This is a genomic window from Arthrobacter sp. Y3225209, assembly GCF_059090685.1.
This window is the reverse complement of record NZ_JBNHFW010000007.1, coordinates 77,126-103,919: the sequence shown is the minus strand read 5'-3', so window position 1 is coordinate 103,919 and position 26,794 is coordinate 77,126. Positions and strand designations below refer to the sequence as shown.

Below are 26,794 nucleotides of genomic sequence, written 5' to 3'. Positions count from 1 at the left end.
ACCTACCGCGGCAGGCCCGGCCCGATGCGCCCGGTGCTGACCCGGTGGGCCAGGCCTGCCACATGAGCAGCGCGGTCCGCGGCTCCTACCGACCGGAAGCGCTGCTCACTGTCGGCCAGGTAGGCCGAGCCGTCTTCGGGCCGGCCGGTGCGCGCCAGGGCCAGTCCAAGGTGAAGGGCAACCTCGCCGGAAGTCTGTGGCGGGAGTTCCTCCCGCCGGGCGTAAACGTCGGAGAGCATCCCTACGGCCAGCGTATGGTCACCGTTCAGGTCCAGCCAGATGCCACGGCTGTGCACCAGTTCCAGTTGCGCTGAGACCGGCAGCCCCACCACGGCCGTGGCCGCCTCGGCATGCTCAATGCACGCCAGGGTCTCGCCGTCATGGATCCCGGCAGCCAGTCGCATGGCAGCCGTGCCGCTGTTGAACCGCGCCCACAGTTCGACGTCGGCCCCTGGCTGGAGCAGGCCCGCCGCGGCACGGTGGTGCCGGAGCCCGCCGGCAGGATCTCCGCGCCGGAAGGCCACGTTCCCGACGGCCCAGAACGCCTTCCCCTTGGCCTGACGCCCCATCCCTCCCTCGAGCAGGGGCAGCATAAGGGTGCTGCAGTACTCCCAGGCTTCATCCAGCCGGCCGGCTTCCGCCAGCGCACACACCAGGGCCTCGGAAGCGTCAAGGAACACTTCCGGCCCCAGCCCCTGGCGGTGCGCTGCCCGGACGGCGGCGCGGGCGTGGGTGATGGCCGCGCCGAGGTCCCCGAGCCCGAGCCAGGCCGAGGAGAGCAACGTCTCCGCCTGTGCCTTCAGTCCCTGTTCCTCCCCGGCCAGCGGGTGGTACGCCAGCAGTGCCGTCGCCCGGATGCAGTCCCGAAAAGCATGGACCGTGTGCAGGCAGCGGGCGCCCAGATAGGTCATCGCCCACCAGCCGGCTGAATCACCGATGGTCCGCGACGCACCCGCGGCTGCACCGGAGAGCCGAAGGGCTTCCGGGTAATCGCGTTCATCCAGGCACTGCCTGGCGGAAAGAGCCAGAAACAACGGGCTGTCCTGGAGTCGGCCCGGCCAGGGGCCGGCACGTCCCGGTACAGCAGCGAGCCGCTCGGCGAACAGCTCGACCGCTCGCGGCGCGGGTTCCCGCCTGCCGGTTTCGTAGAGGGATATCTCATGCGGCGCATAGATGCCGTTTCCGAGTTCTGCCTGTGTAAGGCGCCGGTCCAAGCGTTCCGAGCGCAGCTGTTCACCGAATGATTTGCCCATTCCGTTCCCGCCAATCCCCGGGTATGCGGCACGCTGTAGGGGGCCGCAGGTGCGCTCGATGCTACCGGTCGGGGAATGGCTGGGGCAGAGCATGAAGCGCTTATCGGGGGTAAACCAGCCAACTGGTTTTTCCTCGACGGGGACCAGGTCCTGACCCGGGGATCCGGGACCGTCGGGACCGGCCGTGGGCGGCCCCCGGGGATGCCTGCCGGCTCGGGCGGGTACCCCCGCTCCGCTAGTATTACTGGGTGAGTGAATCCGAACCTGCCCCCCGATCATCGGTCCCTGCGCTCCTTGGCGCCTCGGATATCCGGGCGCTGGCAGAGGAACTTGGCGTCCGGCCAACCAAGACGCTCGGACAGAACTTTGTTATTGACGGCAATACCATCCGCCGGATTGTGGCGGCAGCGGATATCCAGCCGGGGGAGACAGTTCTTGAGGTCGGTCCCGGCCTGGGTTCGCTGACCCTCGGCCTGCTGGACGCCGCGGAAACGGTGGTGGCGGTGGAAATTGACCCTGTCCTCGCCGGCAGGCTGCCCGCTACCGTGGCTGAACGCCGCCCGGAAGCCGCGCACCGGCTCCACGTGGTCCTGGGCGACGGCATGCGGATCACCGAACTGCCTGCCCAGCCCACGGCACTGGTTGCCAATCTGCCCTACAACGTGGCGGTTCCGGTGGTGCTGCATCTGTTGGAGCACTTCCCTTCGCTGCAGCATGGCCTCGTAATGGTCCAGGATGAGGTGGCGGACCGGATGGCCGCCAAGCCGGGCTCGAAGACGTACGGTGTTCCCTCGGTCAAGGCAGCCTGGTACGGCACCATGCGCAAGGCCGGTGTGATTGGCATGAACGTTTTCTGGCCGGCTCCGAAGATCGCGTCCGGGCTGGTGGGATTCACCCGCCACGACCCGCCGCAGACCCGCGCCAGCCGGCAGGAAGTGTTCGCCGTAATCGATGCAGCGTTCGCCCAGCGCCGCAAAACGCTGCGCGCCGCTCTCGCAGGGTGGGCAGGCAGCCCGGCCGAGGCGGAGACAGCCCTCCGCACCGCCGGCGTGGATCCGAGCGCCCGCGGCGAGGTCCTGGACATCGCCGCCTTCGCCCGCATCGCCGAGGCACGAAAGGCCCTCCTTGCCTGAGGAAAGCACGATGACCCCGGCCCCATCCGCTTCCGTCCGTGTGCAGGCTCCCGGGAAGATCAATGTTTCCCTCAAGGTCGGTCCGCCGAGGCCGGACGGCTACCACAGCGTCGCCAGCATCTACCTGGCCGTGTCCCTCTTTGAGGAAGTTACGGCAACGGAGTGGGACGGGGACGGGGTCCGGGTCAGCCTCAGTGACCCGGACGGCCGGGTTCCGCTCGAAGGCATCCCGCAGGACGCGGATAATCTGGCCGCCCGTGCGGCGCGTGCCGTGGCGAAGCGTGCCGGCCGCAGCCCCCGCGTCCACCTGCACATCGCCAAACGAGTGCCGGTTGCCGGCGGAATGGGCGGCGGATCGGCCGATGCCGCAGCTGCCCTCGTGGCTTGCAACGAACTGTGGAACGCCGGCCTCAGCCGCCGTGAGCTGGCTGAACTCGCAGCCGGCCTCGGAGCCGACGTACCGTTCTCCCTGATGGGCGGGGTCGCAGCAGGACTGGGCGTGGGGGACAGGCTGACTCCGGTCGCGGCGGCGGCGCCGCTGCACTGGGTCCTGGTCCCGGCCGGCTACGGTCTGTCCACCCCGAAGGTTTATGCCGAGACGGACCGCCTCCGCGCGGATACTGCCGTGGCCGAACCTGTTCAGGCGGATCCGGACGTCCTGGCGGCCATCGCCTCCGGGAACCCCGGGGAGCTGGCCGGCGTTTTAGCCAATGACCTGCAGCCGGCGGCCCTGGAGCTGGCACCGCAGCTGGAACCCGTTCTGGCGGCCGGGACCCGGCTGGGCGCCCTGGCCGGCATGGTGTCCGGCTCCGGACCCACCCTTGCGTTCCTCGCCTCCGATGAAACCGGTGCGGCAGCCCTGGCCGCCGCTCTGCGTGCCGAGGGACATGGCGCACTCGCCGTTCACGGCCCGGCCGCCGGCGCCGTCGTCCTTCCGGAGGCCGCCCCCGAATCACCGACGTACAGAAAGTAGTTCCGATTGGCACACCTGCTTGGTGCTGAGAACCTCAGCATTTCCTTTGGCACCCGCACCATCCTCGACGGCGTCTCCCTCGGCCTGGAGGAGGGCGACCGGATCGGCATGGTCGGACGCAACGGCGACGGCAAGTCCACGCTCATGAGCCTGCTGGCCGAACGCCAGACCCCGGACGAGGGCAGGGTCACCCGGCGCCGCGACGTCACCGTGGGCTACCTGGACCAGACGGACGTGCTGGACGGGGACCTGACCGTCGGGCAGGCGATCGTGGGGGACGCCGCCGACTACGAGTGGGCCTCGAACCCCCGGATCCGTGACGTGATGAGCGGGCTGGTCCAGGAAGTGGACTGGAACTCACGGGTATCCTCCCTTTCCGGCGGCCAGAAGCGCCGGGTGGCGCTGGCCAAGCTGCTTACCGGCGACGACGACGTCATCATGCTTGACGAGCCCACCAACCACCTCGATGTGGAAGGCGTGGCGTGGCTGGCCCGGCACCTGAAGCAGCGCTGGCGCCCCACCGACGGCGGGCTGCTGGTAGTCACCCACGACCGCTGGTTCCTGGACGAAATCTGCACCCGGACCTGGGAAGTCCACGACGCCGTCGTGGATCCGTTCGACGGCGGATACGCCGCCTATGTGCTGGCCCGCGCCGAACGGGACCGGATGGCCTCCGTGGTGGAGAGCAAACGCCAGCAGCTGGTGAAGAAGGAACTGGCCTGGCTGCGCCGGGGCGCGCCGGCACGGACCGCCAAACCCAAGTTCCGCATTGAAGCAGCCAACAACCTCATCGCTGACGTGCCTGAACCGCGTGACACCCTGTCCCTGAATAAAATGGCCACCGCCCGGCTGGGCAAGGACGTGCTGGACCTGGAGAACGTGTCCCTGCGGTTCGGGGACATGGACCTCTTCAGGAACATCACCCTGCGCCTGGCGCCGGGGGAGCGGCTGGGACTGGTGGGCGTGAACGGCGCAGGGAAAACCACGCTGCTGCGGCTGCTGAACGGTGAGATCGAGCCCACTGCAGGCCGGCTGAAGCGCGGCAAGACCGTCCAGACGGCCGTGCTGTCCCAGGAAGTGCGCGAGCTGGATGAGGTCGCCGACCAGCGGGTCATCGAGGTCATTGAAAACGAAAAGCGCGTCTTCAATGTCGGCGGGCGCGAGCTCTCGGCCGGACAGCTGGTGGAACAGCTCGGGTTCTCAGCACAGCGCCAATGGACGCCCGTGAAGGAGCTCTCCGGCGGTGAGCGCCGCCGGCTGCAGCTGCTGAGGCTGCTGGTGGGCGAACCGAACGTACTGATGCTGGACGAACCCACCAATGACCTGGATACCGACACCCTCGCCGCGGTTGAGGACGTGCTGGACGGCTGGCCCGGCACCCTCGTAGTCGTCTCGCATGACCGCTATCTGCTCGAACGCGTGACGGACCACCAGATGGCCCTGCTCGGCGACGGGAAGCTGCGCGGACTGCCAGGCGGCGTGGATCAGTATTTGGAACTGCGGGAGCAGGCGCTGGCAGGGAATTCATCCTCTTCGACGGCGGCCCGCGGCTCTTCCCAGGCCGCCCGGGCAGCAGCCGCCGGTTCATCCCGCCCCGGCGCTGCAGGCGGCACCGCGACGGCTGTGGCAGCCGGCCCGGAGATCTCCGAAGCCGAGAAGCGCGCAGCGAAAAAGGACCTCACCCGGATTGAGCGTCAGCTCAGCAAGCTGACGGCCCAGGCAGAGAAAATCAATGCGCAGATGAGCGAGGTGACCCAGCGTTCGGCCGGAGCCGATTTTGAACTGCTTGCCGAACTCAACACCAAGCTCCAGGCCGTGGCTGCGGAGCAGGAGGATCTGGAAATGCAGTGGCTGGAGGCTTCCGAGCTGCTGGAATAGGAGCTAATCCAGCAGCCGCGGCAGGATATGTTCGCTGAGCAGCGGCGATAAATCGGTGCGCTCCGCCGCGGCTGCAGGCGAAATCCACAGGAGTTCCTCTATCTCCGCCGCAGCGGCCGGCTGCGGGCTCCCGGCGGGCAGGGTCCAGCCGAAAAGGCCGGCATCAATGAAGGTGTCCTCTTCATTGGCGGCGGGGCCGTACCAGTGCCCCAGATCCTCGAGGCCGGCGGCAGGGACAGCCAGTCCGAGCTCTTCGCCTACCTCGCGGGCCGCGGCAGCGGCAAACGATTCTCCGGGCTCAAGCTTGCCGCCGGGCTGCATGAACCGGCTGGTCCCGCGCTTGCGGACCAGCAGGATGCGGCCGGCGTCATCGCTCACCAGCACAGCCGAGATGCGCAGGACCGCCGGAGCGGTGTCCGGGAGGCCCCCGGCGGCCACGGCGGTGTCCATGTGGGAGAGCCGGGGATCTTTCTGCAGGCCAGTCAGGCCGTTCCAGGACAGGTTCACCAAATGGGCAGCCACGGTTGCCTTGTCCGGAGTCCGGGAGTCCAGCCACCACTGTCCGGTCATGGCCACCATGCCCACCAGCATCTGGGCGTACATGCCGCCCACCTCGGCGCTGAGGCCGCGGCTGCCGAACTCCTTGGCCAGAATGTGTTCCACGTCCCGGGCAATCCGCGAGAGCAGCGTGGAGAAAGTGCCGTCGGGCTGGGACGGCGGTGCATCCCGGGTGAGAATCCGGAAACCGTCGGTGTGGTTCTCGATGTAATCCAGCAGCGCATAGGCAGCCCGCTCCAACAGGACGCGGGGACCGAACGGGCCGGTCAGTGACTCGGTGATCACCTGCAGGAGACGGTTGAACTCGGCGTCCACCACCTCGGTGTAAAGCCCCTCCTTGGAGCCGAAATGCTCATACACCACGGGTTTGGACACGCCAGCCGCGGCGGCTATTTCTTCGATTGTTGCGCCGTCGAGACCGCGCAGGGCGAACAGGCTTCGTGCCACTTCGATCAGCTGGGCACGGCGCTGGACGCCGGTCATACGCAGCCGTGCGCCGCCGGCGGGAGTCTTTACCACCGCTCCAGTGTACCCATCGGGCGGCGGGCCCCTCCGGTCAACTCGCGTACGCATCGGCTCCCGTGGCAGACTAAACTCTTGTGTGCGTGGCAAGCCAGGCACATGATCCGCCCTGGTGTAATGGCAGCACCCCGGCCTTTGGAGCCGTGGAGTATAGGTTCGAATCCTATGGGCGGAACGCTGTGCTGCGGCACCCCTGGCGGGGAAGCCCGGCCGGCGACGCAGAGACCGCCCGTACCACCAAGGAGCGCCATTTCGTGACCACCAACGATGTCCTGACCAGCGGTAATTCTGCGGAGGGGCTTGCAGCGGTCATTGTTCTTGCAGCCGGCGCCGGCACCCGGATGAAGTCCCGGACCCCGAAGATCCTGCACCCCGTGGGCGGCATTTCAATGCTCGGACACGCCCTCGCCGCAGCATCGGCACTGCACCCGCGCTTCCTGGCCGTTGTGGTGCGCCACGAACGCGACATCGTGGCCGCGCATGCTGCCGGCCACGCACCGGCGGCCGTGATTGTTGACCAGGACGAGGTGCCGGGAACCGGGCGCGCCGTCCAGGTGGCTGTCTCAGCACTGGATGCCGTGAGCACACTCGAAGGCACCGTAGTGGTCACCTACGGCGACGCACCCCTGCTGGAAGCGGATACCCTGCGCAGCCTGGTCGCCGTGCATGAAACAGACGGCAACGCAGTGACGGTGCTGACCGCCCGGCTGGCCGACCCCACCGGCTACGGACGGGTGCTGCGCGCCGAAGACGGCACGGTGACCGGCATCGTCGAGCACAAGGACGCCACCGATGAACAGCGTGCGGTGGATGAGATCAACTCGGGAATCTACGCTTTCGACGCCGCCGTGCTGCGCGGCGCCCTGGAATCGGTCACCACGCAAAACTCCCAGGGCGAGATGTACCTGACCGATGTCCTGGCCATCGCCCGGAATGCCGGTGGCCGGATCGCTGCCATGGTGACGGAGGATCAGTGGCAGGTGGAAGGGGCCAATGACCGGGTCCAGCTGGCCGCCCTGAACGCAGAACATAACCGGCGAATCCTGGAAAAGTGGATGCGTGCCGGGGTTACCATCACGGACCCCGCCACCACCTGGATCGATTCGACCGTAACCCTGGCCGAAGACGTCACCATCCTTCCCGGCACGCAGCTGCACGGGAGCACCAGTATCGCCCGTGACGCCGTCGTCGGCCCGGATACCACCCTGACGGACGTCCAGGTGGGCGAAGGCGCATCAGTGGTCCGCACGCACGGCAGCGACGCGGTCCTGGGTGCCGGTGCCAGCGTTGGTCCGTTCGCCTACCTGCGTCCCGGCACCGTGCTGGGCGTGAAGGGCAAGATCGGGACCTTCGTGGAAACCAAGAACGCCAACATCGGTGACGGCTCCAAGGTTCCCCACCTTTCCTATGTGGGGGACGCCACCATCGGTGAGCAGTCCAACATCGGTGCCGCCTCCGTTTTCGTCAACTACGACGGCGTCAACAAGCACCACACAACCATCGGATCGCACGTGCGGATGGGCAGCGACAACATGTATGTGGCGCCCGTCACCGTGGGCGACGGGGCGTACAGTGGAGCCGGAACGGTGGTCCGCAAGGACGTCCCGGCCGGTGCCCTGGCCATCAATGTCGCCCCGCAGCGCAACCTGGATGGCTGGGTGCAGGCCAATCGGGCCGGCACCGCCGCCGCAGAGGCCGCCGCAGCGGCCCTTTCAGCTTCTTCCCCCACAGGTAACCCCACGCGAGAAAGCGACCACGAATGAGCAGCGAAATCACCTCCAAGGGTGAAAAGAAGCTCGTCCTAGCCACAGGACGGGCCCATCCAGAGCTGGCAGAGGAAATTGCACGCTGCCTGGATACGGATCTGCTGCCGCTGGCTGCGTATGACTTCGCCAACGGCGAGATCTACGTCCGGCCGAACGAGAGCGTGCGCGGTACCGACGCCTTCGTGATCCAGGCCCACCCGGCACCGCTGAACAACTGGCTGATGGAACAGCTGATCATGATCGACGCGCTCAAGCGGGCCTCGGCCCAGCGCATCACCGTGGTTTCCCCGTTCTACCCGTATGCCCGGCAGGACAAGAAGGGCCGCGGCCGCGAACCCATCTCCGCACGCCTGATCGCCGACCTGTACAAAACGGCCGGCGCGGACCGCATCATGAGCGTGGATCTGCACACCGCGCAGATCCAGGGCTTCTTCGACGGTCCGGTGGATCACCTGATGGCCATCCCGCTGCTGGCTGATTACATCCGCACCCGGGTGGATGCCACCAACGTCACCGTGGTCTCTCCGGATACCGGCCGCGTCCGCGTTGCCGAGCAGTGGGCCGAACGCCTCGGCGGTGCGCCCCTCGCGTTCGTGCACAAGAGCCGCGACCTGACTGTGCCCAACCAGGCCGTGTCCAAGCAGGTAGTGGGACAGATCGAGGGCCGTACCTGCGTGCTCATCGACGACATGATCGACACCGGCGGAACCATTGCAGGTGCCGTACGCGTGCTGAAGGAAGCCGGCGCGAAGGATGTCATCATCGCCGCCACGCACGCCGTGCTCTCCGATCCTGCCGCACGGACGCTGGCTGAGTCCGGTGCGCGGGAAGTGGTGGTTACCAATACGCTGCCCATCCCTGCCGCCAAGCGCTTCGAGCAGCTCACCGTCCTCTCCATTGCGCCGATGATTGCCCGGGCCATCCGGGAAGTCTTCGAAGACGGATCAGTGACCAGCCTCTTCGACGGCAAGGTCTAAGCGGTACCGCTGCGCAGACAGGGCGCCCGTCCGGACTTCGGTTCGGGCGGGCGCCTGTGTGCTGGTAGCATTAAGCCCGATGCCTAGGCGAGGGAGCGGCCCGGAAGAATCCGGGCGGACTCCGTTATCGACGGTGGCTGGCAACTTCTGACCGTACAGGGACCGGATTCCCCCGTTCCGCATGCTGTACGGTGCACTGTTCCGAAACCGGCGCCTACGCCCATGGACAGCCGACACGGCACCCACGGAACACCACATACAGGAGTAGCAATGTCTGAGCAGAAGCTCGCAGGAACCACCCGCACCGACTTCGGCAAGGGAGCGGCCCGCAAGGCCCGCGTCGCCGGCCAGATCCCCGCTGTCATCTACGGCCACGGTGCCGACGTTATGCACATCCTGCTGCCCGCCAAGGCCACCACCCTGGCAGTCCGCACCTCCAACGCCCTGCTGGAGATCGACGTCGACGGCGAGTCCCACCTGGCCCTGGCCAAGGACATCCAGCGCGATCCGATCAAGCAGATCATCGAGCACATCGACCTCCTGACCGTCCGCAAGGGCGAAAAGGTCGAGGTTGAGGTCAATGTCCACGTAGAAGGCGAACTCGCCCCGGGCTCGGCCGTCTTCAACCAGGAAGCCAACACCGTCCTGGTTGCCGCAGACGCCACCAACCTGCCGGAGACCATCGTCGTCAGCATCGAAGGCCGCACCGCCGGCGAGCACATCTACGCCAAGGACCTGCAGCTGCCCTCCGGCGTCGAGCTGCTGCTTGATCCCGAGACCATGGTCATCAACATCTCCGAGTCCACTGTTCAGGATCTGGGCGAGTCCGCTGACGCCCCGGCCGAGGGCGACGTGGCCCCGGAAGTTGTCGAGAACTAATACCGCGTGAGCAGCAACACCTGGCTTGTAGCCGGGCTCGGGAACCCCGGGCCCGGCTACAGCCGTAACCGGCACAATGTCGGTCAGATGGTTCTGGATGAACTGGCCGCACGCATGGGTGGCAGGTTCAAATCCCACAAGTCACGTGCCCAGATTCTTGAAGGCAGGCTGGGGATCGGCGGCCCGCGGGTGGTCCTGGCCAAGCCGCTGACGTATATGAATCTCTCCGGCGGACCGGTCTCCGCCCTGTCAAAGTTCTTCGACATTGATCCGGAGCAGATTGTCGCAGTCCATGACGAGATAGACATTCCGTTCAACACCATCAAGCTCAAGCGCGGCGGCGGCGAGGGCGGACACAACGGACTGCGCGACATGAGCAAAGCCCTGGGTACCAAGGATTACCTGCGGGTCCGTGTGGGCGTCGGCCGCCCTCCGGGACGTATGGACACTGCCGACTATGTCCTCAAGGATTTCTCCGGCACGGAGGCAAAGGAACTTCCCTTCCTGGTAGGCGACGCTGCGGACGCAGTTGAGCTGCTCCTTTCCGAAGGGCTGACCGCCGCCCAGCAGAAGTTTCACACCAGCGCCTGACGCCGTCGCGGCGTAGGTAGCCGGCAGCAGAGAATGGGGTAGTTTTCCAGCGCCCGGAAGTCCGCCCGGCCATTGTTTCGCTTCTGTAACGGGGCCTAAAATGGAACCAGCCGTTAGGGCTCCCAAAGCGGGGCCGGCGTCGGGAGGCCTCCGAGACTGGGCCACCCCCATCCCGGCGCCGGTCCCTTTAACACCGTCTCCTAGTGCGCCGCCTTTAGTCCATCCCTTAACGCACCGCCTTGGCGGGATTATTGCGGGTGTGCTTTGCAGGACGTCGGTTTCCTCCCCCGGAACATGCGTTTGTATCTAGACGTGGCACGGGCGCAGGCGTATGCTCCAAGCCACTGAGCATACTGACCGGTAGCTACCGATAGCTGTTGAATCCGTGATCCGGATGTCTCGCTAGCGTTTTTGGGGGCTGGGGCTGACCCATGAAGAATGCGTCTAATGTCGCTGACCTGGTGGGACGCGCCGCCACGTTGGACAAGCTGTGCGAAAGCCTGACTGCAGGCGGCGCAGGGGCCATCATTCTGGGCCGTGCAGGCGTCGGCAAGACCGCCTTCCTCCGGGCTGCAGCGGATCGCTTGCAGGCCGATTTCCACATCGTGTATCTGCGGGGGAGCGCGATTTCGGCGCAGACACCCTACGGCGCTCTTTCCGTCCTGATCAGTGAGCTTCCCGAATCGGTGGCAGACAACCCCCTCCGGCTCCTGCAGGAGCTGAGCCGGAGTCTTGCTGCGAAGGCCCGGGGCCTGAGGGTCCTGCTTGCTGTAGACAACGCCGATCGTTTGGACCGGTCAACCTGCATGGTGTTGTCCCAGCTGCTGCGGCGGGGAAGCATTGCGGTACTGGCAGCGGCCTCCCTCAGATGGGAGGCCGGGGATGAGCTGCTGGATCTTTGGAGCGAGGGGCTGCTGGAGCGCCTGGAGCTGGAGGCGCTTTCGGAGCGGCAGACCAGGGACCTGATGCAGCAGATGCTCGGTGGCACGGTCTCCTCGCTTGCAGCAGGGACAATGTGGCGCGAGGGGGAGGGAAGCCCCAGGTACATCCGGCTCATGACCGGGCAGCAGGTGCTGTCCGGCACCCTGATGAACCGGGGCGGTGTCTGGGTTCGGACCGCCCCGTTTATCCCCACGGGAGATATCAGTGAAGTAGTGGACACGGTCCTGGACCGGCTCGATGCCCGGGAGCGGAGGTTCGTGGAAATCCTTGCGCTGTGCGCCGGCATGCCGATGGCCACGGCCCTGGGCCTGGTTCCGTCGAGCGTCATCGACCTGCTTGAAGAGCAGCAGGTTATAGAGGTTGGCGGCCGGGGTCCGCGGGTAGCGCTTGCTGCCGGAACCGGCGCGAGCATCATTGCCGAGAGTATGGCTCCGGGCCGGAAGCGGCACCTGTGGGAGGAGGTTTCCTCCCTGATGGATCCCGCGGCAATGGAGCCGGCGGAGCTGGTGTCCTACGTTTCATGGACCATGGCCTGCGGGGAACTGCCGGCACCGGATGATGCCCGTCGGGCCGCATATGAAGCCAACAACAACGCCGACGGGCGGTCCGCCCTCAGGTTTGCACGGGCGGTGCCGTCTGATGTGCGCGGCCAGGAACTGGTGCTCGAAGAGCTCCGTGCCCTTTATGCCCTCGGCGATCTGGAGGAAGCGGTACGCGTTTTCCAGGGGATCGAACAGCGGCTCGATCCCGCCAGGAGGAGCAGCTACGTTCCGCTCCTGCTGCTGCATGCCCGGGCGCTGTCCCGGCTGCCCGGCGCAGGTGACCCCGCACCGGTACTGGCAGCGATCGAGGCAACTCGTCCGGAAGCAGGAGATACCGCGGATCATGAGGCAGCGGCAGTGCTGGTGAAAGCCTCGCTCGCAGCTGACCGCGGAAACCCCGGCGGGGTCCATACAGAACTGGCACAACTGGCCGCAGACCGCCGGCTAAGTCCATCGACCCGGATTCAGGTGCGCGTCCTCCAAGCGAACACCCTGGCGTTGTCCGGTCAACTTCATGAGGCCTTGGAAATAGTCGAAGGACTTGGCGCCCCGTTGGAGTATCCGGTGACCGCGAGGAGTTCAGAAGAGGTCTGTACACGCATTTTCGACACCTATCTGCTTGCAGGCGAGCTCGAGCGGGCCGCCGAATTTGTCCGGGCCTTCGATGAGGCCGGCATCCGGCCCTCCTATCATGGCAGCGCCGGTGAACTGGCGCAGGCACTGCTGGCGGTCTGGAAAGGCCAGCGTGCCGCTGCAGCCGAGGCACTTGCGGGCGGTGTCGGTCAGCTTGCCGTCCACGATCCCCGGGACATGATGCCGCTGGCAAGAACATTGACCGCGTGGATCCACCGGCAACAGGGGCAGAACTCCGCTGAGGCCGGGGAACCCGCCGAGTCACACCGGCCAAAATTTTTGCCCGATAGTTTCCGGCGCTTTCAGATCTCGTATTTCTCCATCCTTGCCGGGGACCTCGACCGTGAAACCTGCTGCAGGTTGCTGCGGACGGAGGCGATCCAATCCGAGGGAGAGGGAAACACCGCATATGCCCTGCATTTCCTGGCTGCGGCCTTGCGGTTTGGCGACCGGGAGGCAGCAGCCGCGATCCTCCGGCTGCATCGGGATACCCACGGGCGCTTCGGCACGCTGCTGCGGGAATATGCGGCGGGCCTGCTTCAGGCCGATCCGGACCGTTTGACCGCGGCGGCCCGGGGTTTTGGCGGCCTGGGGCAGCATCAGCTGTGTCTGGCAGCTGCCCGGACGGCAGCGGAACTATTGTCCGCGGGCACCGCGGAGGAGGACCGCAGGCTGGCAAGGACAGCAAGAGACCTGGCGAATTCAAGCCTTCGCCGGATGGAACATGCCGGGGGACAGAGGGAAACGCTGGCAGAATTGAGCGAATTTGAAGCTGATCTTGCGCATCGTGCGGTTACGATGGCGACCACTTCGCAAATAGCCCGGGAGCTTAACCTGTCTCCTCGAACCATCGAGTGGCATCTGGGCAAGATCTTTGCCAAGCTCCACGTCTCCGGGCGTGCCGAGCTTGCCGAAGTTCTGGCCTGAAGCCGACGTTGGGGGGGGGGAATGGGAATGCACGGGTCGAACCTGCGGTCACTGGCAGGCAGGGATGATGTTCTTGCCGCCGTGCTTCAGAGTCTCCGGCGTCCGGGTGGGTACGGCGCCGTTGTCGCGGCCGAAACGGGTCTGGGTAAGACCGCTGTCGGGGCTGCTGCGGCTCGTGCGCTGAACACCGAAACCCCGGTGTACTGGGTTTACTCCAGCCCGGCCCTGACGGCCGTGCCATACGGTGCGCTTGCTGCCCTGCTGCCTGACCTTGCACCGGAGGAGACAGGATCGCCGCTGGCGGTTATGCGTGCCCTGACCGCGCGGCTTGATCTCCATGCCCGTCCGGGCCGGACTCCGGAAAAAACAGTACCCGTGGTGATCGTGGATGATGCCCATGACATTGACCCACCGAGCCTGGACCTCCTGGCACAGCTGCTGGATGCCGGACGTATCCGCCTGCTGATCCTCACACGCGCATTCTCCGACGTATCCGCTGTACTTCCGCATATGTGGGACGGACAGCTTAGCCGCCACCGGCTGACGGCACTGACAGAAGCCGAAACCCAGCAGCTGTGCGAAGAGGAACTTCAGGGGCAGATCAGTGCCACCGCCGCCATAGAACTGGCCCGCCTGACCGGTGGGAATCCCATGTATCTGCTGGCACTGATCGAGGAATCCGTGCGAAGCGGCGTACTCCTCCAGCGGCACGGAATCTGGGTCCTTTCGGACGCCGGGCCACCATTGGGTGGAAGGGTGGGAGACCTGGTCAAAGCCCAGCTGAGAGGCTTGGCGGCTGAGGACCGCGCCACCCTGGAATCCATCTGCCTCGCTGAACCGCTTCCGTTGTCCGTTGCGTTTGAATTGAAAATGCACAGTTCCGTAGACACACTTGTGGAGTTGCTTCTCATTCAAGTGGTAACGGAAGAGGACGGCCGCACCGCGCTCCGGCCGCTGCATCCGCTTTACGGCGAGGTTATCCGCCGCATGGTTCCGGCGGCCCGCAGCTCCAGGTTGCATAAACAGCTGCAGGAAGTACTGCCCGGTGTGTGCGTGGGAGCTGAAGGGCTGGTGCGCTGGGTCGCATGGTCCCTGGACCTGGGCGCCCCGGTCCAGGCGGATGCATTGTTGAAGGCTGCAGATGCCGCCAATAACCGGTCAAACCCCCGCCTGGCACTGCGAATGGCCGATGCCGCCGCCGGGGGACCGCAGCAGGTCCAGGCTCGGATACAGAAGGCACGTGCCCTGCTGCAGCTGGGAGACGCGGATGCTGCCGCAACAGCGGCAGCGGGAACGCTGGAAGAAGCACCGGATCTGGAAAGCCTGAAACAGGCGGTGATGGTGGAAGTGCGCCTTTCCATGGGATCTGCGGCAGGAAACGGTTGGGCAGTGGGTCTGGCCGAACGGTGGACGCGGGCCGTTGAACACCTGCCCGGAGTTTCCGCCGCCGAGGTGGTCCGCAAGGCACACGGGGGAGCGCAAATGCTTCTGCTGCTGGGCAGAGTCAGGGACGGGGATTATGCAGAGGCCGAACTTGAAATGGCCCCGGCACTGCAGCAGGCGCGCGAAAGCGGAGCCCAGGAGCGCATTCTCTTCCTTGAGGCGCTGACTGCGGAGGTCCTTCTGGCCACCGGGCGGTCCAGGTCCGCACTGGATCACAGCCGGGCAGCGATGGCCATGCTGCAGATGGAGGCGCCGGGTGCGCTGCTCTACCGCCCCTTTGTCCTACACCGTCATCTCGCCGCCCTGCTCTGGCTCGGTGAATGGGAGGAAGTCCGGGAGTGCGTGGCCTCGGCAGATTCCCCGGTGCAGCAGACACTGCTTCATCTGGCCGGAATTGCAGACTTCGCGCTCGGGCTGTCCCGTCTGCGTACCAATTCGCTGGACGCGGCCATCAGGCACTTTACCGCTGCAGCGGAGGCGGCGCAGGACAACGATACCGAGGGACTGCTTCGCCTCTCCCAGGCACTGGGATCATTCGCCGCCGGGGTGCTGGGGCAGCGTGAGCTTGCAGGGCGGCTGCTTCGTAGCGCCGAAAGCACACCGCCGCGGGGACCGCTGCAATACCAGCTGCTGGCCGAAGGCATGATTGCCGGTGCCCTGGCAGCACGGGATTCAGACGATGCTTCGCTGCAGCGGCTGCGCGATGCTGCGGATGCGGCGCAGGAGCGCTCCTGCAGCGCGGTTGAGTTTACCCTGCGGCATCTTGCCTTTCGGATCGGTGATTTCTCGGAAGCCGCCCGGTTGCTGAAAGTCTCCGAAGGCCTGGAAGGCCCCCAGGCCCCTGTCCTGAACAAAGTGGCGCGCGCCGTCGTCGACCAGGATGTGGCTGCCCTCGTGGAGTTGGCGGCGGGTCCCGACTCTGATCCTGAAATGGATCTGCTGCTTATCCGGCAGTGTCTGTATGAGGCGTTGCGGTTGGCGCGAAAGGGCAATGACAGGGCGTTGCTGAACCGCATTCAGCGCCTCGTTGGCAGGCAGGGCAGCGGACGCACGCCATTGCCGGAACTGACCCGGCGGGAACGCGATGTTGCTGCCCTGGTTGCGGCCGGCCACCGCAACGCGGAGATTGCCCGGCAGCTGAATCTCTCAGTCAGGACTGTGGAAGGGCACATTTACCGGACGTACGAGAAGCTGGGCATCAGCCGGCGTGAGGAACTCAGGGCACGTTTCCCTTCCCTGGAGGACGCAGCGGCAGACTGGAAGCCCCTGTCGCAGCCCGAGTAGTCTGCCGGGAAAACACCAGTAGGTTTTACTCGGGCGCAGCCATTGGGCACTTCGTAGGGTTGGCAATGTTACTCGGGGTTCAGCCGGCGCGGTCCTACCGGTTCTGCCTGCAGCGTTTTGAAGAACATCCGCGGTTCGGGGGGTAACAGCGGATGTCACGGCTCCGTGAATGTCACGGCAAGACACTGCCAGGCCGTACCGCTAGGCTGCTTCGGCGTCCCGAGTCCCACATACGGAGCCGGCGGCGTCGATGCCCTCTGAGACCGGGGCGTCCCCCCAGCCGCCGCCGGCTCCTTCTGTCTCTTCTTCCGACGCTTATTTTCCGTATTGGTGTGTCATAGATCGCCACCCGAGCGCTTTACTACCGGACACACGTACTCCGGCGCTATCCAGGCCCGGCGGACAGATGGAGCCCATCGATGGATCTTGCCGGCCGCCCCATGGCCCGCACCGCGACCCGTGAGGATCGGACCGCGTCGGTTCCGCCCTTATCTGCACAGCTGCTGCCGCAGGTCCAAAGTGCTGCTGCGGCAGCCGGGGATGCCCTGGCCGCCGGTAAAAGCGTGGTGGTTTCCGGTGCGGCCGGAACCGGAAAGTCAGCGGTCCTGGCCCGTGTCCTGGGACAACTCAGCGGGGAATACTCCGTGCTGCGCCTGCGTGGGGCCGCGTCCCTGTCGGAAAAACCCTTCGGCGGTCTCTTCTGGCTGCTTAGCGAGCTGCCGCCGGAGACACTGTCCAACCCGGTCTACGTGCTCCAGTTTGTCCGGCGGGTACTGGAGGAAAAGGCGGCAGGCGGCCGGCTTGTCCTGGCGATAGAGCATGCAGAGGACCTGGACTCGGTCAGCATAGCCATCCTGCTGCAGCTCTGCCGCGGGGGGTGTGCACAAATGCTCGCAACGGTCCGGAACGTGGCCGCCTGCCCGGAAGATTTTGTGCACTGGTGGGCCGGAGACCCCGTCCACCGCGAAGACCTCATTCCCCTGCGGCCAAGCGGCACCCGGCTGCTGCTCGAGGGCATGGCCGGCGCGCCTGTGTCCAGCCGCCTGCTAATGGAAGTGCAGGCACGAAGCCTGGGTAATCCGCGGCTGGCCGCCCTGTTCTTTGAAGAACAGCTCCTGGCACGGACGGTCCTCAAACGAAGGGGTATCTGGGTATGGACAGGCTCCGTCTCTTATGCCGGAACGCTGGCTGAGCGGGTCGATTCAGAAACCGGCACCCTTGGCTCCGCTGAAAGGCTGGCGGTCGAGACTCTTGCACTGACTGGCGGGCTCCCTCTGGAGGTGTTGCTGCGTCTGGCTGACCCGGCAGCGGTTGAGCGGCTTGAGGAGAGCGCACTCGTTGAAGCCAGCGGGCAGCCGCGTGCGCTGCGGCTCAAGGATCCGTTGCTGGCCGAAGCAGCGGCCGCGCTTGTGCCGCACGGCCGTGCAGCGGAAATCCGGGCCCGGATTGCCGGCCGTTCCGCTTCCCGAGAGGACATCGCGGCACCGTCCGGGGCATTCGGGGCTGCGCCGGGAACCGGTGGCCGTGAAGGACAATTACTCGGGCTTCTCCCCGGTGAACCGCGTTTTATGGCGGTATTGCGCGCGGCACGCGAGCTGGCGGCCTGCGGGCAATGGTCTGAGGCAATACGGTCAGCGTCCATGTGCCTGGACACGGTCCTGATCAACCCTGCTGCACCCGGTCTGCAGCGGAGCGTGCTCTCAGAGCTCTTCCACATCTTCCTCAGCTGTGGTGAGCTGCGCCGGGCCGCCAGCCTGCTGGAACATACCGATTCGTTCCTCTCAGGCATGGAAATTCTCGGCAGCAATGATCTGTGCGAGGGAATGGTTCAAGTGCTGGGCGGCCGCGCAGACCGCGCCCTGGATTACCTGCAGCGGGCGCTCGTCCAGCTTGACCAGGAGGAAACGCCCGAGCTGGCACAGTTGGCAGCAACTGCTGCGGCATACGCGTGTGTCCTCCTGAAAGACCGGCGGGCAGGACTGGATTACCTCGATGTCGCCGCAGTTGCAGGGAAAATCCGGGCCGCTGAGGACAGCACCGGCGCCGCAGCGAATCTCATTCGTTGCTTCTCCGGGCTTTGCGCGGCCCGGGGTATGGCCGGAGACCCGGACACGGTAACCGTACCGTCCGGCGGATGCGCGTCGTTGCCCGCTGAATCAGCGGGATTACAGGATCAGCGCAGCGGGCGGAGCTGTACATCGGCCGGTGCGAAGCAGACGGTGGCCAGGCTGCCGGTATTGGCAGCGGCTGCGCTGCAGGGCTGCAGCGGCGCAGCAGAGATGCTCCGCGAGGAAGTGCGCGGGTGCAGCGGCACGGCCGCAGACATGTACCTGGATCTGGCCCGCGGCCTGCTCGAATCCGATGTCCCATGCATGCTGAGTGCAGCCGAAACGGCGACAGTGCTGGGCCACTTCCTCATTGCCTACGAGGCAGCCGGCGGGGCAGCCCGGCGTGCCCGGGAACAATCCGACCGCCAGGGGCTGCGGGCTGCACGGCGGATAGAGAATGCTAGCTACCGGATGCTGCTGGCTGCCAACTCGGTAACGGACCGCCTGCTGGAGCTTTCCGAGTTCGAGCGGGAACTCGCACTCGGTGCGGCCGCAGGCCGGAGCAGTTCGCACCTGGGTACCGCACTGCACCTGTCGCCGCGGACCATTGACTGGCATCTGGGCCGAATCTTCCAAAAGCTACGTGTATCCGGACGCGCGGAACTGCGTGAGTGCCTGAAAACTGAGCGGCAGCAGACCTGAACCGATCCCGGGAATGCGCGGAAGAGCCGTTTACCGGGTGATCCACACTCCCAAACTACGTAATCATGCACGGTCCCTGAACGCCATTCCCAAGTAACCGAGTAGCGCAACTAGGGACGGCTACTCATGTACTGCAGCGGAGGCCTTAATACGCTGGTGCCAGACAGCATCGCCGGTTCCGTCCGCAGGACGGAACCGGAACACAGCGGCCACCCGGTAACGAACCGGCAGAACTGATTTGACGAAACCGGATATCACCGACATTCGATAGAAACAGGTCTCACAGTGCAGCTACATAACGATCACCAGTCCCATCACCGCCGCACGGGCGGGGCCCCGCTCCACAGCGGAGCACCGGATGCCTCCGGACCCGCTGTTCCCTCCGGTCCCGCTGTTCATGAGACGCCCACCGCGGGTGCGGGCGCCGCCGTCGTCGGCCGGGAACGGGTGCTCGAAGAGGTGCTGCAGTCCCTCGCCGGCACGGCACAGGGTGCCGGATGCGTGCTCGTAGGGGAAAGCGGCATCGGCAAGACGGCCGTAATGCAGCACGCTCTGCGGCACCTGGGCGATGAGACGTTCGTGGTGCAGGTCCGGGGCTCCGAGTTCGCCGGGCGCACGCCTTTTGGCGCATTAACGTTTCTTCTCTCGGACCTGGACCCCGAACTTTCCAACCACCCGGTGATGATCCTCCGCGGCCTCACGGAACTGATCAAGGAACGCGCCAACGGCCGTCCCGTGCTTTTGGCGGTAGACAACGCCGAGGAACTGGACGAGTTTTCCGCCATGGTGCTCACGCAGATGGTGCTTAACCGCAGTGCCGGAATGCTGGTGGCTTTCCGTGACTTCAGTTCGGCCCCCGGCGAATTCACGGGCCTCTGGCGGGATGGCATTCTCACCAGGGTAGACCTGGAGCCGCTGACGGTCCTTGAGGCAGCCGCCTATCTGGGTTCGCTGCTGGGCGGAAAAGTGTCCCGGGCCGCCGCTGCGGCTATACACGGCTATGCCGGCGGAAACCCCCAGCTGCTCTCCCTGGCCAGTTCCGACTTCCAGGACTCCGGGCGGTTGCGTATGCACAACGGCAGCTGGGTGCTGGCGCCGGGGGAGGATATCCGCGGCGGACGTGTCGCCTCGGCCGTGCTCAACAGCCTCAACGGGTTGTCGGCAGCGCAGACCCAGCTGCTGCAGCTGCTCTCCATGGCCGGTTCGCTGCCGCTGCCCGTGGTCCTGGCGCAGCTGGACAGCGCCGAACTGGACGAGCTGCAGGAACACGGCATGGTTGCCCTGGACATCCGCCCGGTCCCTGACGTCAGAATCAGCAGCCCGGTGCTGGTTCGCTCCTTACGGTCCGGACTGGGGCCGGCCCGGCAGCGCCGGCTTTTTGAAGAGTTGGCTCCCTTCCTCAATACCGTCGAGGGATTCGTCCTGGATGATGTGCTCCTGGCCCGCTGGCTGGAGGCCATTGGCGAGGTGCCGCCGGCCCAGCTCGCCGTGCGCGCAGCCCGGCGGGCCACAGCTGCGGGAAATCCCGACAGCGCGGTTGCCGTGCTATCAGCCGCTTTCAATACGCAGGAAGAGAACGCGGGCGCCGTCGTGGAACTCGCACGGGCACGAACAGAGCAGGGCGAGTACGGTGCTGCGCTGGGTATCCTTTCCCGTTACCGGGGGAGCGAGGCAGCTCCCGACGCCGGTGACCGGATTCGGCTGTTGCTGGCAGAATGCCGTGTCCTCTGTATCGAGGCCACCGGGCTCCGGGATCCCCGCTCCGCAGCAGCACCGGCAGAGCCCGCCCGGATGCGCCACACGGACCTGTTTTCTCAAGCGGAGGACGAGATTACCGCCCTGGGGAAGACGCCTGGCATCGACATCGTGGAGCTGAGGCGCGAGCTGATTCTGACCCGGGCAGAATGCCACTCCGCCCACGGGCGTTTCCTGGATAACGCGACCTATCTGGCCTCCGAGGAGGTGGAGACGGCGGCCGCGGATCTTGAATTCCGTATTCTCCGGTCTGCCTGGCTGTGCGAGGCATGGGGCATGACCAGCCGCCAGGATGACGCGGTGGAACTTGCTGCCCAGATGGAGCGGTTGTTGCCCGGTGCCGGCCTCAGCGCCGGGACCTATGCCCGGGTGGCCGGCAAACTCCTGCACACCTATCTGATCACCGGGGAGCTGCACGCGTGCGAACGGTTGCTGGATTCCGCGGCGGCAGCGGGGATGGAGGGTACGTATACCGAACTGGGGCAGGGACTGCTTCATGCCTTCGCCGGACGGCCCGAGCCGGCCCTCGCCGCCCTGCTTCCGGCGGTAGACCAGCTGGCGGTGGGCGGTCCGGCAGCGTTCCTGCCCCTGGCGGCGGCTGCAGCCGCCTACTGCCACGCCATGGACGGGCGGTTGGACGAGGCACTCCAGTACCTGCAGATACAACGCGGCGCAGCCGACGGCGGGCCTTGGACCGTACGGCGCGGTGCCAGGCACTTCGCTGCTCTGGCTGAGGCAGCGCTGGGGACGGAAACAGGGAGCCGCCGCTTCGCTTCCCTTGCAGCGCAGGACCATAAACGCAGCGCCTATGCGTATGAACTGCTGGCCCGCCTGACGGCCATGCGGCTGGGGGATGAGGACAGCCTGGACGAGGTACTGTCCGTGGCGGCAAGCCTGCAGGGGGACTTCGCCGCGCTCTGTGAAAGCTATGCAAAGGGACTGGGCAATGCGGACGCCCAGCTGCTTCTCCGGGCCTCCGAAATGGCAGGAAACTCCGGGCATCAGCTGCTGGCCAGGGAAATCTCCGAACATGCCCTGGGGATCGCCTCGGGTGCGGGGGACCGGGCAACCGTCCGCTTCATCCACCGCAGCCGCAGGGCCACGGGCCCCGAAACGGCCGCGGAAGCTGCTGATGAAATCCTCGGGGCACTGACTGCCAGGGAGCGCTCCATCGCCCGCAAGGCGGCAGCCGGCACAAGCAACAAGAAAATCGCGGAAGAACTGGGGATCTCGGTCAGGACGGTCGAGGGGCACCTTTACCAGGTCTATTCCAAACTCCATGTTGGCAGCAGGCGGGAACTTGCCCGCACCATTGCGGAACAGGCAGGAGCAAAGAAATGACAATCTGGGGTCAGAGCCGTCAGCTGTTCGGACGTGAACGCGAACTCGCGGAGGTCGCCGGACGGTTGCTGGACCCCGGGCTGCGCGGCGTCGTACTCCTTGGCGACGAAGGCATTGGCAAGTCCTCCCTCGCGGAGCAGGCGGCCGAGAGCCTTTCCTCGATCATGGTCCCTTATTACGTCTGCGGCAGTCCCGTGCTCTCCAGGATGCCCTACGGCATCCTGTCCACCTACCTCGGCCGGGCCACCGCGGCGGAGATGGAATCCCCGCTCACTGTCCTGCGGACTGTTCGGACACACTTCCAGCGGCTGACGGAAACCAACGGCCTGCAGACACTGCTGGTGGTGGACAACGCACAATACCTGGATGAGGCCAGCGCGCATCTGCTCACCCAGCTTGCCATGTCCGGCGAACTCCGGCTGATGGTCATTTCCCGGGCACGGGCACCCCGGATCCACGAACTGCTCTCCCTGGCCAGGGACGGGCTGCTCGCGCGGATCGACCTGGGCCCGCTGTCGCACGAGGCAGTTCACGAGTTCTGCGTCAGCGTGCTTGGCGGTCCGGTACTGCAGGCATCCACCACGCTCTTAAACCGCATCTCCGGAGGCAATCCGCTGTACGTCAAGGAGCTGCTGGGACGTGCCCAGCGGCAACAGCGGCTGGTTGAAGCAAACGGAGCCTGGTTCCTGCGGGGCAGGCCGGACTGTCTGGATACCTCCCTGGTAGACCTGGTGAAGAGCATGCTCGGGTCCCGCACCCCGGCTGAACGGAACGTCCTTGAAACCCTGGCACTGGCCGAACGGCTGCCACGGTCCGTCCTGTCGGCGGTGGCCGACGACGAAGCCGTCCGTTCGCTGGTGATCGACGGCATTGTGGAAATCCTGCCGGACCGGGATGAATCCGCCCATTTGGTTCAGCTCCTGCACGAAGAGATCATCCGCAGCCTGGTCCCGGCCGCCCGCAGTGCGGAAATCCGCGCGCGGGTCCTGGGCTGCTACGCCCCGGGTTCCCCGGGCAGCTCCATGAACCCGGGTGACATCAGTACGCTGCTTCGTCAGACTGAATGGGCGTTGGACTGCGGAGACCGGCTGCCCGGGGAGCATTTGCTTGCGGCCTCCCGGGCGGCGAACGGGATAGGAGACGCTGCCAGGGCACAGCGTTTCGCAGCCGCCATAACCGCCGTGCCTTTCCGTGCCGCAGCCGAAGTGGAGCTCGCCGTCGCGCACGCCAAGCAGGGCAGCTACGGGCAGGCCCGGGACCGGCTCGATGCGTTGGGGAAGCGGATGAGTGCGGACAAAGCAGCCGTGTGGGACCGGCTGACCCTTCACCGGGCGATGTTCGTCAGCGCGCTGAGCCGGACCAGCGGGCCCGGCGAGGGACTAACTGCCCTGACAGATAAGTGGAAGACCGCTTCGGCTCCGGCCGAAGACGACCCGGGCGTAGCGGAGCAGGTACGGGTGTCCATGGAGGTCCTCAACGCGTCCGCACTGATTCTCGACGGCGAGTACGAACAGGCATACACCCTCCTTGCAGCCCTTGACACCGGTGGCCTCCTGCCGGATGCGGCGGAACTGGCGGTATTGATTCACGGCCTCTACGCCGAGGTCCTGACCGCGTGCGGGGACGTGGAGCCTGCCCTGCAACAGGCCGCGGCCGCCGCGACCATGCTGGATACCGGAGGCGGAGAGCTGCAGGGGTATGCCGGGTTTGTTTTCGTCCGCCAGGCCCAGGCCATGCTGCATGGCGGCCGGTTTGGCCAGCTGGAACAGCTGCTTGCCCGGATGCATTCCGTTCCCCAGCACCAATTGACCCTTCTCGGGGGCAGCCTGGGTGTATTCGAAGCGGCCCTTGAGATTCACCGCGGCAGGCTCCACGACGGGTTGCGGAAGCTGCGCCCGGCGGTGGAAGCGTTGCGGGAAAACGATCCGGAACTGCTGCTCCCGTATGCCCTTGGCCTGGCCGGTTACGCTGCGACCGTGGTGGCTGACGGAACGCCCGCGGCAGGTTTCGTGGCCCAGGTTCCGACAGTCGGATACACCGGTCCGCGGCATCTGTGGCTCACGGCCCGGGCTTACGCCGCCGCAGCCGAAGCCTCACAATCCACCGAGGGTCCGCCCTCCGGCCGGCTTGCTGCGCTTGCCGCAGAGGCCAGGGCAGGCGGACTGCACAGCACCGAGAAGGACATCCTGGAACTATGCCTGGCCGTTGGCGACCTTACCCAGGTGGGGCGTCTGGCCGAGCTGACTGCCGATTTTGACGGTGCCGAAGCGCAGGCGCTGCATGCCTATGCCGTTGCCGTTGCCTCAGGCAACCCGGACCGGATGGTCGCGGCCGCCGAGGACGCAATCCGGGCACAGAAATACCTCGTGGCGGTAGAAAGCATCGGGCATGCCATCCGTTTCTATGGCAACCACGGAAACCTGCGCCGCCAGCGCGCCCTGATCCAGCAGCTGCGGCGGCGCAGAGAGGAACTGGCGGGCGTTACTGTCTCATATCTCAGCCCGTCCCTGCATCTGGTCCGGCTCACCCGCCGTGAGCACGAAATCGTGGACCTGCTGCTGTCCGGTGCCACCACCAAGGACATTGCCGCCCACTTCACACTCTCCCAGCGGACGGTCGAGGGGCATGTCTACCGGATCTACGTAAAACTGGGGATCAGCCGCCGAGCGGACCTTGAATCTGCCTACCGTGCCCTGGAACCCGGACATCGGACGGCGTCCCTGCTGTAGCCATTACTGCCGCGACGGGGTAGCCCGGTGAGGATGCCGCTACGTGGGTAGGAATACAGGTAGACCGCCCGCAGCGCAGGCCGCGGCGCCCCAACCAACCGAGTACCGGGTACTCGTGCCCGTCCCCAGTGCTCCTCCTAGATTGATGCCCGTTGGATAACTGTTGGCATATACAGGAATGACGGTCTCGTTATGGGTGCTGATATGCAGCCCCGGCTGCTGCCGGGTGCCCCGGCGTTGGAAGCGCTGGCTTCCTCAGGCGGTACAGACTCCGCCGGCACACAGCTGGTTACTGATCCGCCCCTCCGCATGGGCACCCCGGTCGCCGGGCAGTTCCGCCCACACGCCCTGGCACCTGCGGCAGCCGATGTACGCGGCGTCGGTCCGGTTGCTCTGCCGGGGGAAGCTTTCGTTTTTCCCAGTTTCACTACAAGGCGGCCATTTCGCGGCGCCGCGCATCCCCGGAGTGCCGCCGTTGCGTGGAACCGCAAGTACTCCCGGATCATCGCCGTGACGGATGCCGTAGTGGTGTTTGGGGCTGCCCTGGCCGGACACCTCGCCTGGTTCGGGCTGTCAGCCGCTCCGCTGTACATAGGCTCCCTCGTGACCACATACCTCGTGGTTTCCCTGGTGGTCGGCTGCGCCTGGATGCTCGCCCTGCACGTCTACAGAAGCCGTGATCCGCGGATAACCGGCATTGGCACCGATGAATACAAACGCGTCGTCAATGCCAGCATCCTTCTGCTGGGTGCCCTGGCCCTGGTCTCGGTGGTTTTCCAATTTGACCTGTCCAGAGGTTACATCGGGCTGGTTTTCCCGGCGGGACTCAGCGGCCTTGTCTGTTCCCGCTGGCTGCTGCGCCAGTGGCTGCAGGGCCAGCGGCAGCGGGGACGTTACCTGTTTAAGGTGGTGGTGCTGGGAAGGGCCCGGGATGTGAGGTACGTCGTCCACCAGATCAACGCCAAGTCCCGTGCCGCCTACCAGGTGGTGGGCGTGGCACTGACAGGGAAACAACGGGCGTGGCTGGAGGTAGACGGAACTCGACTGCCGGTGGTCTCTGATGAACGGACTGTGGTCGACGCCGTGTCCAGGCTCCGGGCGGATGCAGTGATTGTGGCCGGGCCGACCAAGGGCGGAAGCCGTTATGTCCAGGAACTCGGCTGGGAGCTGGAAGAATCGTCAACCCAGCTCATCCTGACCACCGGCCTCACCAACGTGGCCGGCCCGCGGATCCATTCCCGGCCGGTTGAAGGCCTGCCGCTAATGCACGTTGAGCTGCCGCAGTATTCCGGGGCCAGACACGCGCTCAAACGCGGGCTGGATGTGGTGCTTTCCGGCGCCGCCCTGCTCGCTCTTGTGCCGGTATTCATCACTCTTGCCGTGCTGGTCCGCCGGGACAGCCCGGGGCCGGTGATCTTCCGGCAGAAGCGCGTGGGACGCGGCGGGGAAGTCTTCGAGATGCTCAAATTCCGTTCCATGGTGGAAACCGCGGAAGACGACCTGGCCGGGCTGTTGGACCGCAATGAAAGCTCGGGCGTGCTGTTCAAGATGCAGCACGATCCGCGGGTGACCCGCGTCGGCCGATGGATGCGCAAATACTCCCTGGATGAGCTTCCGCAGCTGTGGAATGTGTTTCTGGGACATATGTCCCTGGTTGGCCCCAGACCTCCGCTGCCCCGCGAGGTGGCCCAATACGGCAACCGTGTCCACCGGCGCCTGTACATCAAGCCAGGGCTCACCGGCATGTGGCAGATCAACGGCCGGTCGGAACTCAACTGGAAGGACGGGGTGCGGCTGGACCTGTACTACGTCGAAAACTGGTCGCTCGCCGGCGACCTCATCATCCTCTGGCGAACGGTTCAGATGCTGCGCAAGCCAGTTGGTGCGTATTAGTCCCTTCCCCGCCGGCTTCGGCTGG

14 protein-coding genes, 1 tRNA gene and 2 pseudogenes are annotated in these 26,794 nt (G+C 65.9%); 14 read left to right on the top strand and 3 right to left on the bottom strand.

Going from position 1 to position 26,794, the window contains the following annotated elements; translation table 11 throughout:
- Positions 1-2: 2 nt before the first annotated feature.
- Complete coding sequence (locus AC5RVB_RS06280) at positions 3-1,253, bottom strand: helix-turn-helix domain-containing protein (RefSeq protein WP_290245424.1); 1,251 nt, start codon at positions 1,251-1,253, stop codon at positions 3-5.
- Between the two features lie 248 nt (positions 1,254-1,501).
- Here AC5RVB_RS06280 and rsmA point away from each other — a divergent pair, with 248 nt between their 5' ends.
- From rsmA to AC5RVB_RS06265, 3 genes are read left to right on the top strand one after another with little or no spacing between them, the layout of a single operon-like run.
- Positions 1,502-2,386, top strand: a complete 885-nt coding sequence (gene rsmA, locus AC5RVB_RS06275; RefSeq protein WP_227904248.1) for a 16S rRNA (adenine(1518)-N(6)/adenine(1519)-N(6))-dimethyltransferase RsmA — start codon at positions 1,502-1,504, stop codon at positions 2,384-2,386.
- Between the two features lie 10 nt (positions 2,387-2,396).
- Positions 2,397-3,359, top strand: coding sequence for a 4-(cytidine 5'-diphospho)-2-C-methyl-D-erythritol kinase (locus AC5RVB_RS06270; protein WP_227904249.1), 963 nt, complete (start codon positions 2,397-2,399; stop codon positions 3,357-3,359).
- Positions 3,360-3,365: 6 nt separating this feature from the next.
- Complete coding sequence (locus AC5RVB_RS06265; protein ID WP_494142241.1) at positions 3,366-5,237, top strand: ABC-F family ATP-binding cassette domain-containing protein; 1,872 nt, start codon at positions 3,366-3,368, stop codon at positions 5,235-5,237.
- 3 nt (positions 5,238-5,240) lie between these two features.
- Here AC5RVB_RS06265 and AC5RVB_RS06260 read toward each other — a convergent pair.
- Together AC5RVB_RS06260 and AC5RVB_RS06255 are read right to left on the bottom strand one after the other, a co-directional pair.
- Positions 5,241-5,612: pseudogene (locus AC5RVB_RS06260) on the bottom strand (NUDIX hydrolase); the annotation flags it as partial.
- A gap of 81 nt (positions 5,613-5,693) precedes the next feature.
- Positions 5,694-6,278, bottom strand: a pseudogene (locus AC5RVB_RS06255) (TetR/AcrR family transcriptional regulator); the annotation flags it as partial.
- Between the two features lie 142 nt (positions 6,279-6,420).
- Between AC5RVB_RS06255 and AC5RVB_RS06250 the strand changes: the two are divergent.
- The 11 genes from AC5RVB_RS06250 to AC5RVB_RS06200 all read left to right on the top strand — a co-directional run bounded on the left by AC5RVB_RS06250 (position 6,421) and on the right by AC5RVB_RS06200 (position 26,769).
- A tRNA-Gln gene (locus tag AC5RVB_RS06250) sits at positions 6,421-6,492 on the top strand.
- A 79-nt stretch (positions 6,493-6,571) separates the two neighbouring features.
- Complete coding sequence (gene glmU / locus AC5RVB_RS06245; protein WP_423724616.1) at positions 6,572-8,080, top strand: bifunctional UDP-N-acetylglucosamine diphosphorylase/glucosamine-1-phosphate N-acetyltransferase GlmU; 1,509 nt, start codon at positions 6,572-6,574, stop codon at positions 8,078-8,080.
- Positions 8,077-9,060 (top strand): ribose-phosphate diphosphokinase, encoded by a 984-nt coding sequence (locus AC5RVB_RS06240; protein ID WP_227904251.1) that lies wholly within the window; start codon positions 8,077-8,079, stop codon positions 9,058-9,060. Before glmU ends, AC5RVB_RS06240 begins: the two co-directional genes overlap by 4 nt.
- Positions 9,061-9,330: 270 nt before the next feature.
- Positions 9,331-9,939, top strand: coding sequence for a 50S ribosomal protein L25/general stress protein Ctc (locus AC5RVB_RS06235; protein WP_227904252.1), 609 nt, complete (start codon positions 9,331-9,333; stop codon positions 9,937-9,939).
- Positions 9,940-9,945: 6 nt separating this feature from the next.
- Entirely contained in the window at positions 9,946-10,530 is a 585-nt protein-coding gene (gene pth, locus AC5RVB_RS06230) for an aminoacyl-tRNA hydrolase (protein WP_227904253.1), read from the top strand.
- Positions 10,531-10,961: 431 nt separating this feature from the next.
- Positions 10,962-13,574 (top strand): LuxR C-terminal-related transcriptional regulator, encoded by a 2,613-nt coding sequence (locus AC5RVB_RS06225; protein WP_494142240.1) that lies wholly within the window; start codon positions 10,962-10,964, stop codon positions 13,572-13,574.
- Between the two features lie 27 nt (positions 13,575-13,601).
- The gene (locus tag AC5RVB_RS06220) at positions 13,602-16,301 is read left to right on the top strand and encodes a LuxR C-terminal-related transcriptional regulator (protein WP_494142239.1); all 2,700 of its coding nucleotides are present in this window, start codon (positions 13,602-13,604) and stop codon (positions 16,299-16,301) included.
- Between the two features lie 419 nt (positions 16,302-16,720).
- Entirely contained in the window at positions 16,721-19,051 is a 2,331-nt protein-coding gene (locus AC5RVB_RS06215; RefSeq protein WP_494142238.1) for a helix-turn-helix transcriptional regulator, read from the top strand.
- A gap of 285 nt (positions 19,052-19,336) precedes the next feature.
- Complete coding sequence (locus AC5RVB_RS06210) at positions 19,337-22,147, top strand: helix-turn-helix transcriptional regulator (RefSeq protein WP_494142237.1); 2,811 nt, start codon at positions 19,337-19,339, stop codon at positions 22,145-22,147.
- Positions 22,144-24,876, top strand: coding sequence for a helix-turn-helix transcriptional regulator (locus tag AC5RVB_RS06205; protein WP_494142236.1), 2,733 nt, complete (start codon positions 22,144-22,146; stop codon positions 24,874-24,876). The genes AC5RVB_RS06210 and AC5RVB_RS06205 overlap by 4 nt, the downstream gene beginning before the upstream one ends.
- Positions 24,877-25,068: 192 nt before the next feature.
- Positions 25,069-26,769 (top strand): sugar transferase, encoded by a 1,701-nt coding sequence (locus AC5RVB_RS06200; RefSeq protein WP_494142235.1) that lies wholly within the window; start codon positions 25,069-25,071, stop codon positions 26,767-26,769.
- The last annotated feature ends 25 nt before the right edge of the window (positions 26,770-26,794 follow it).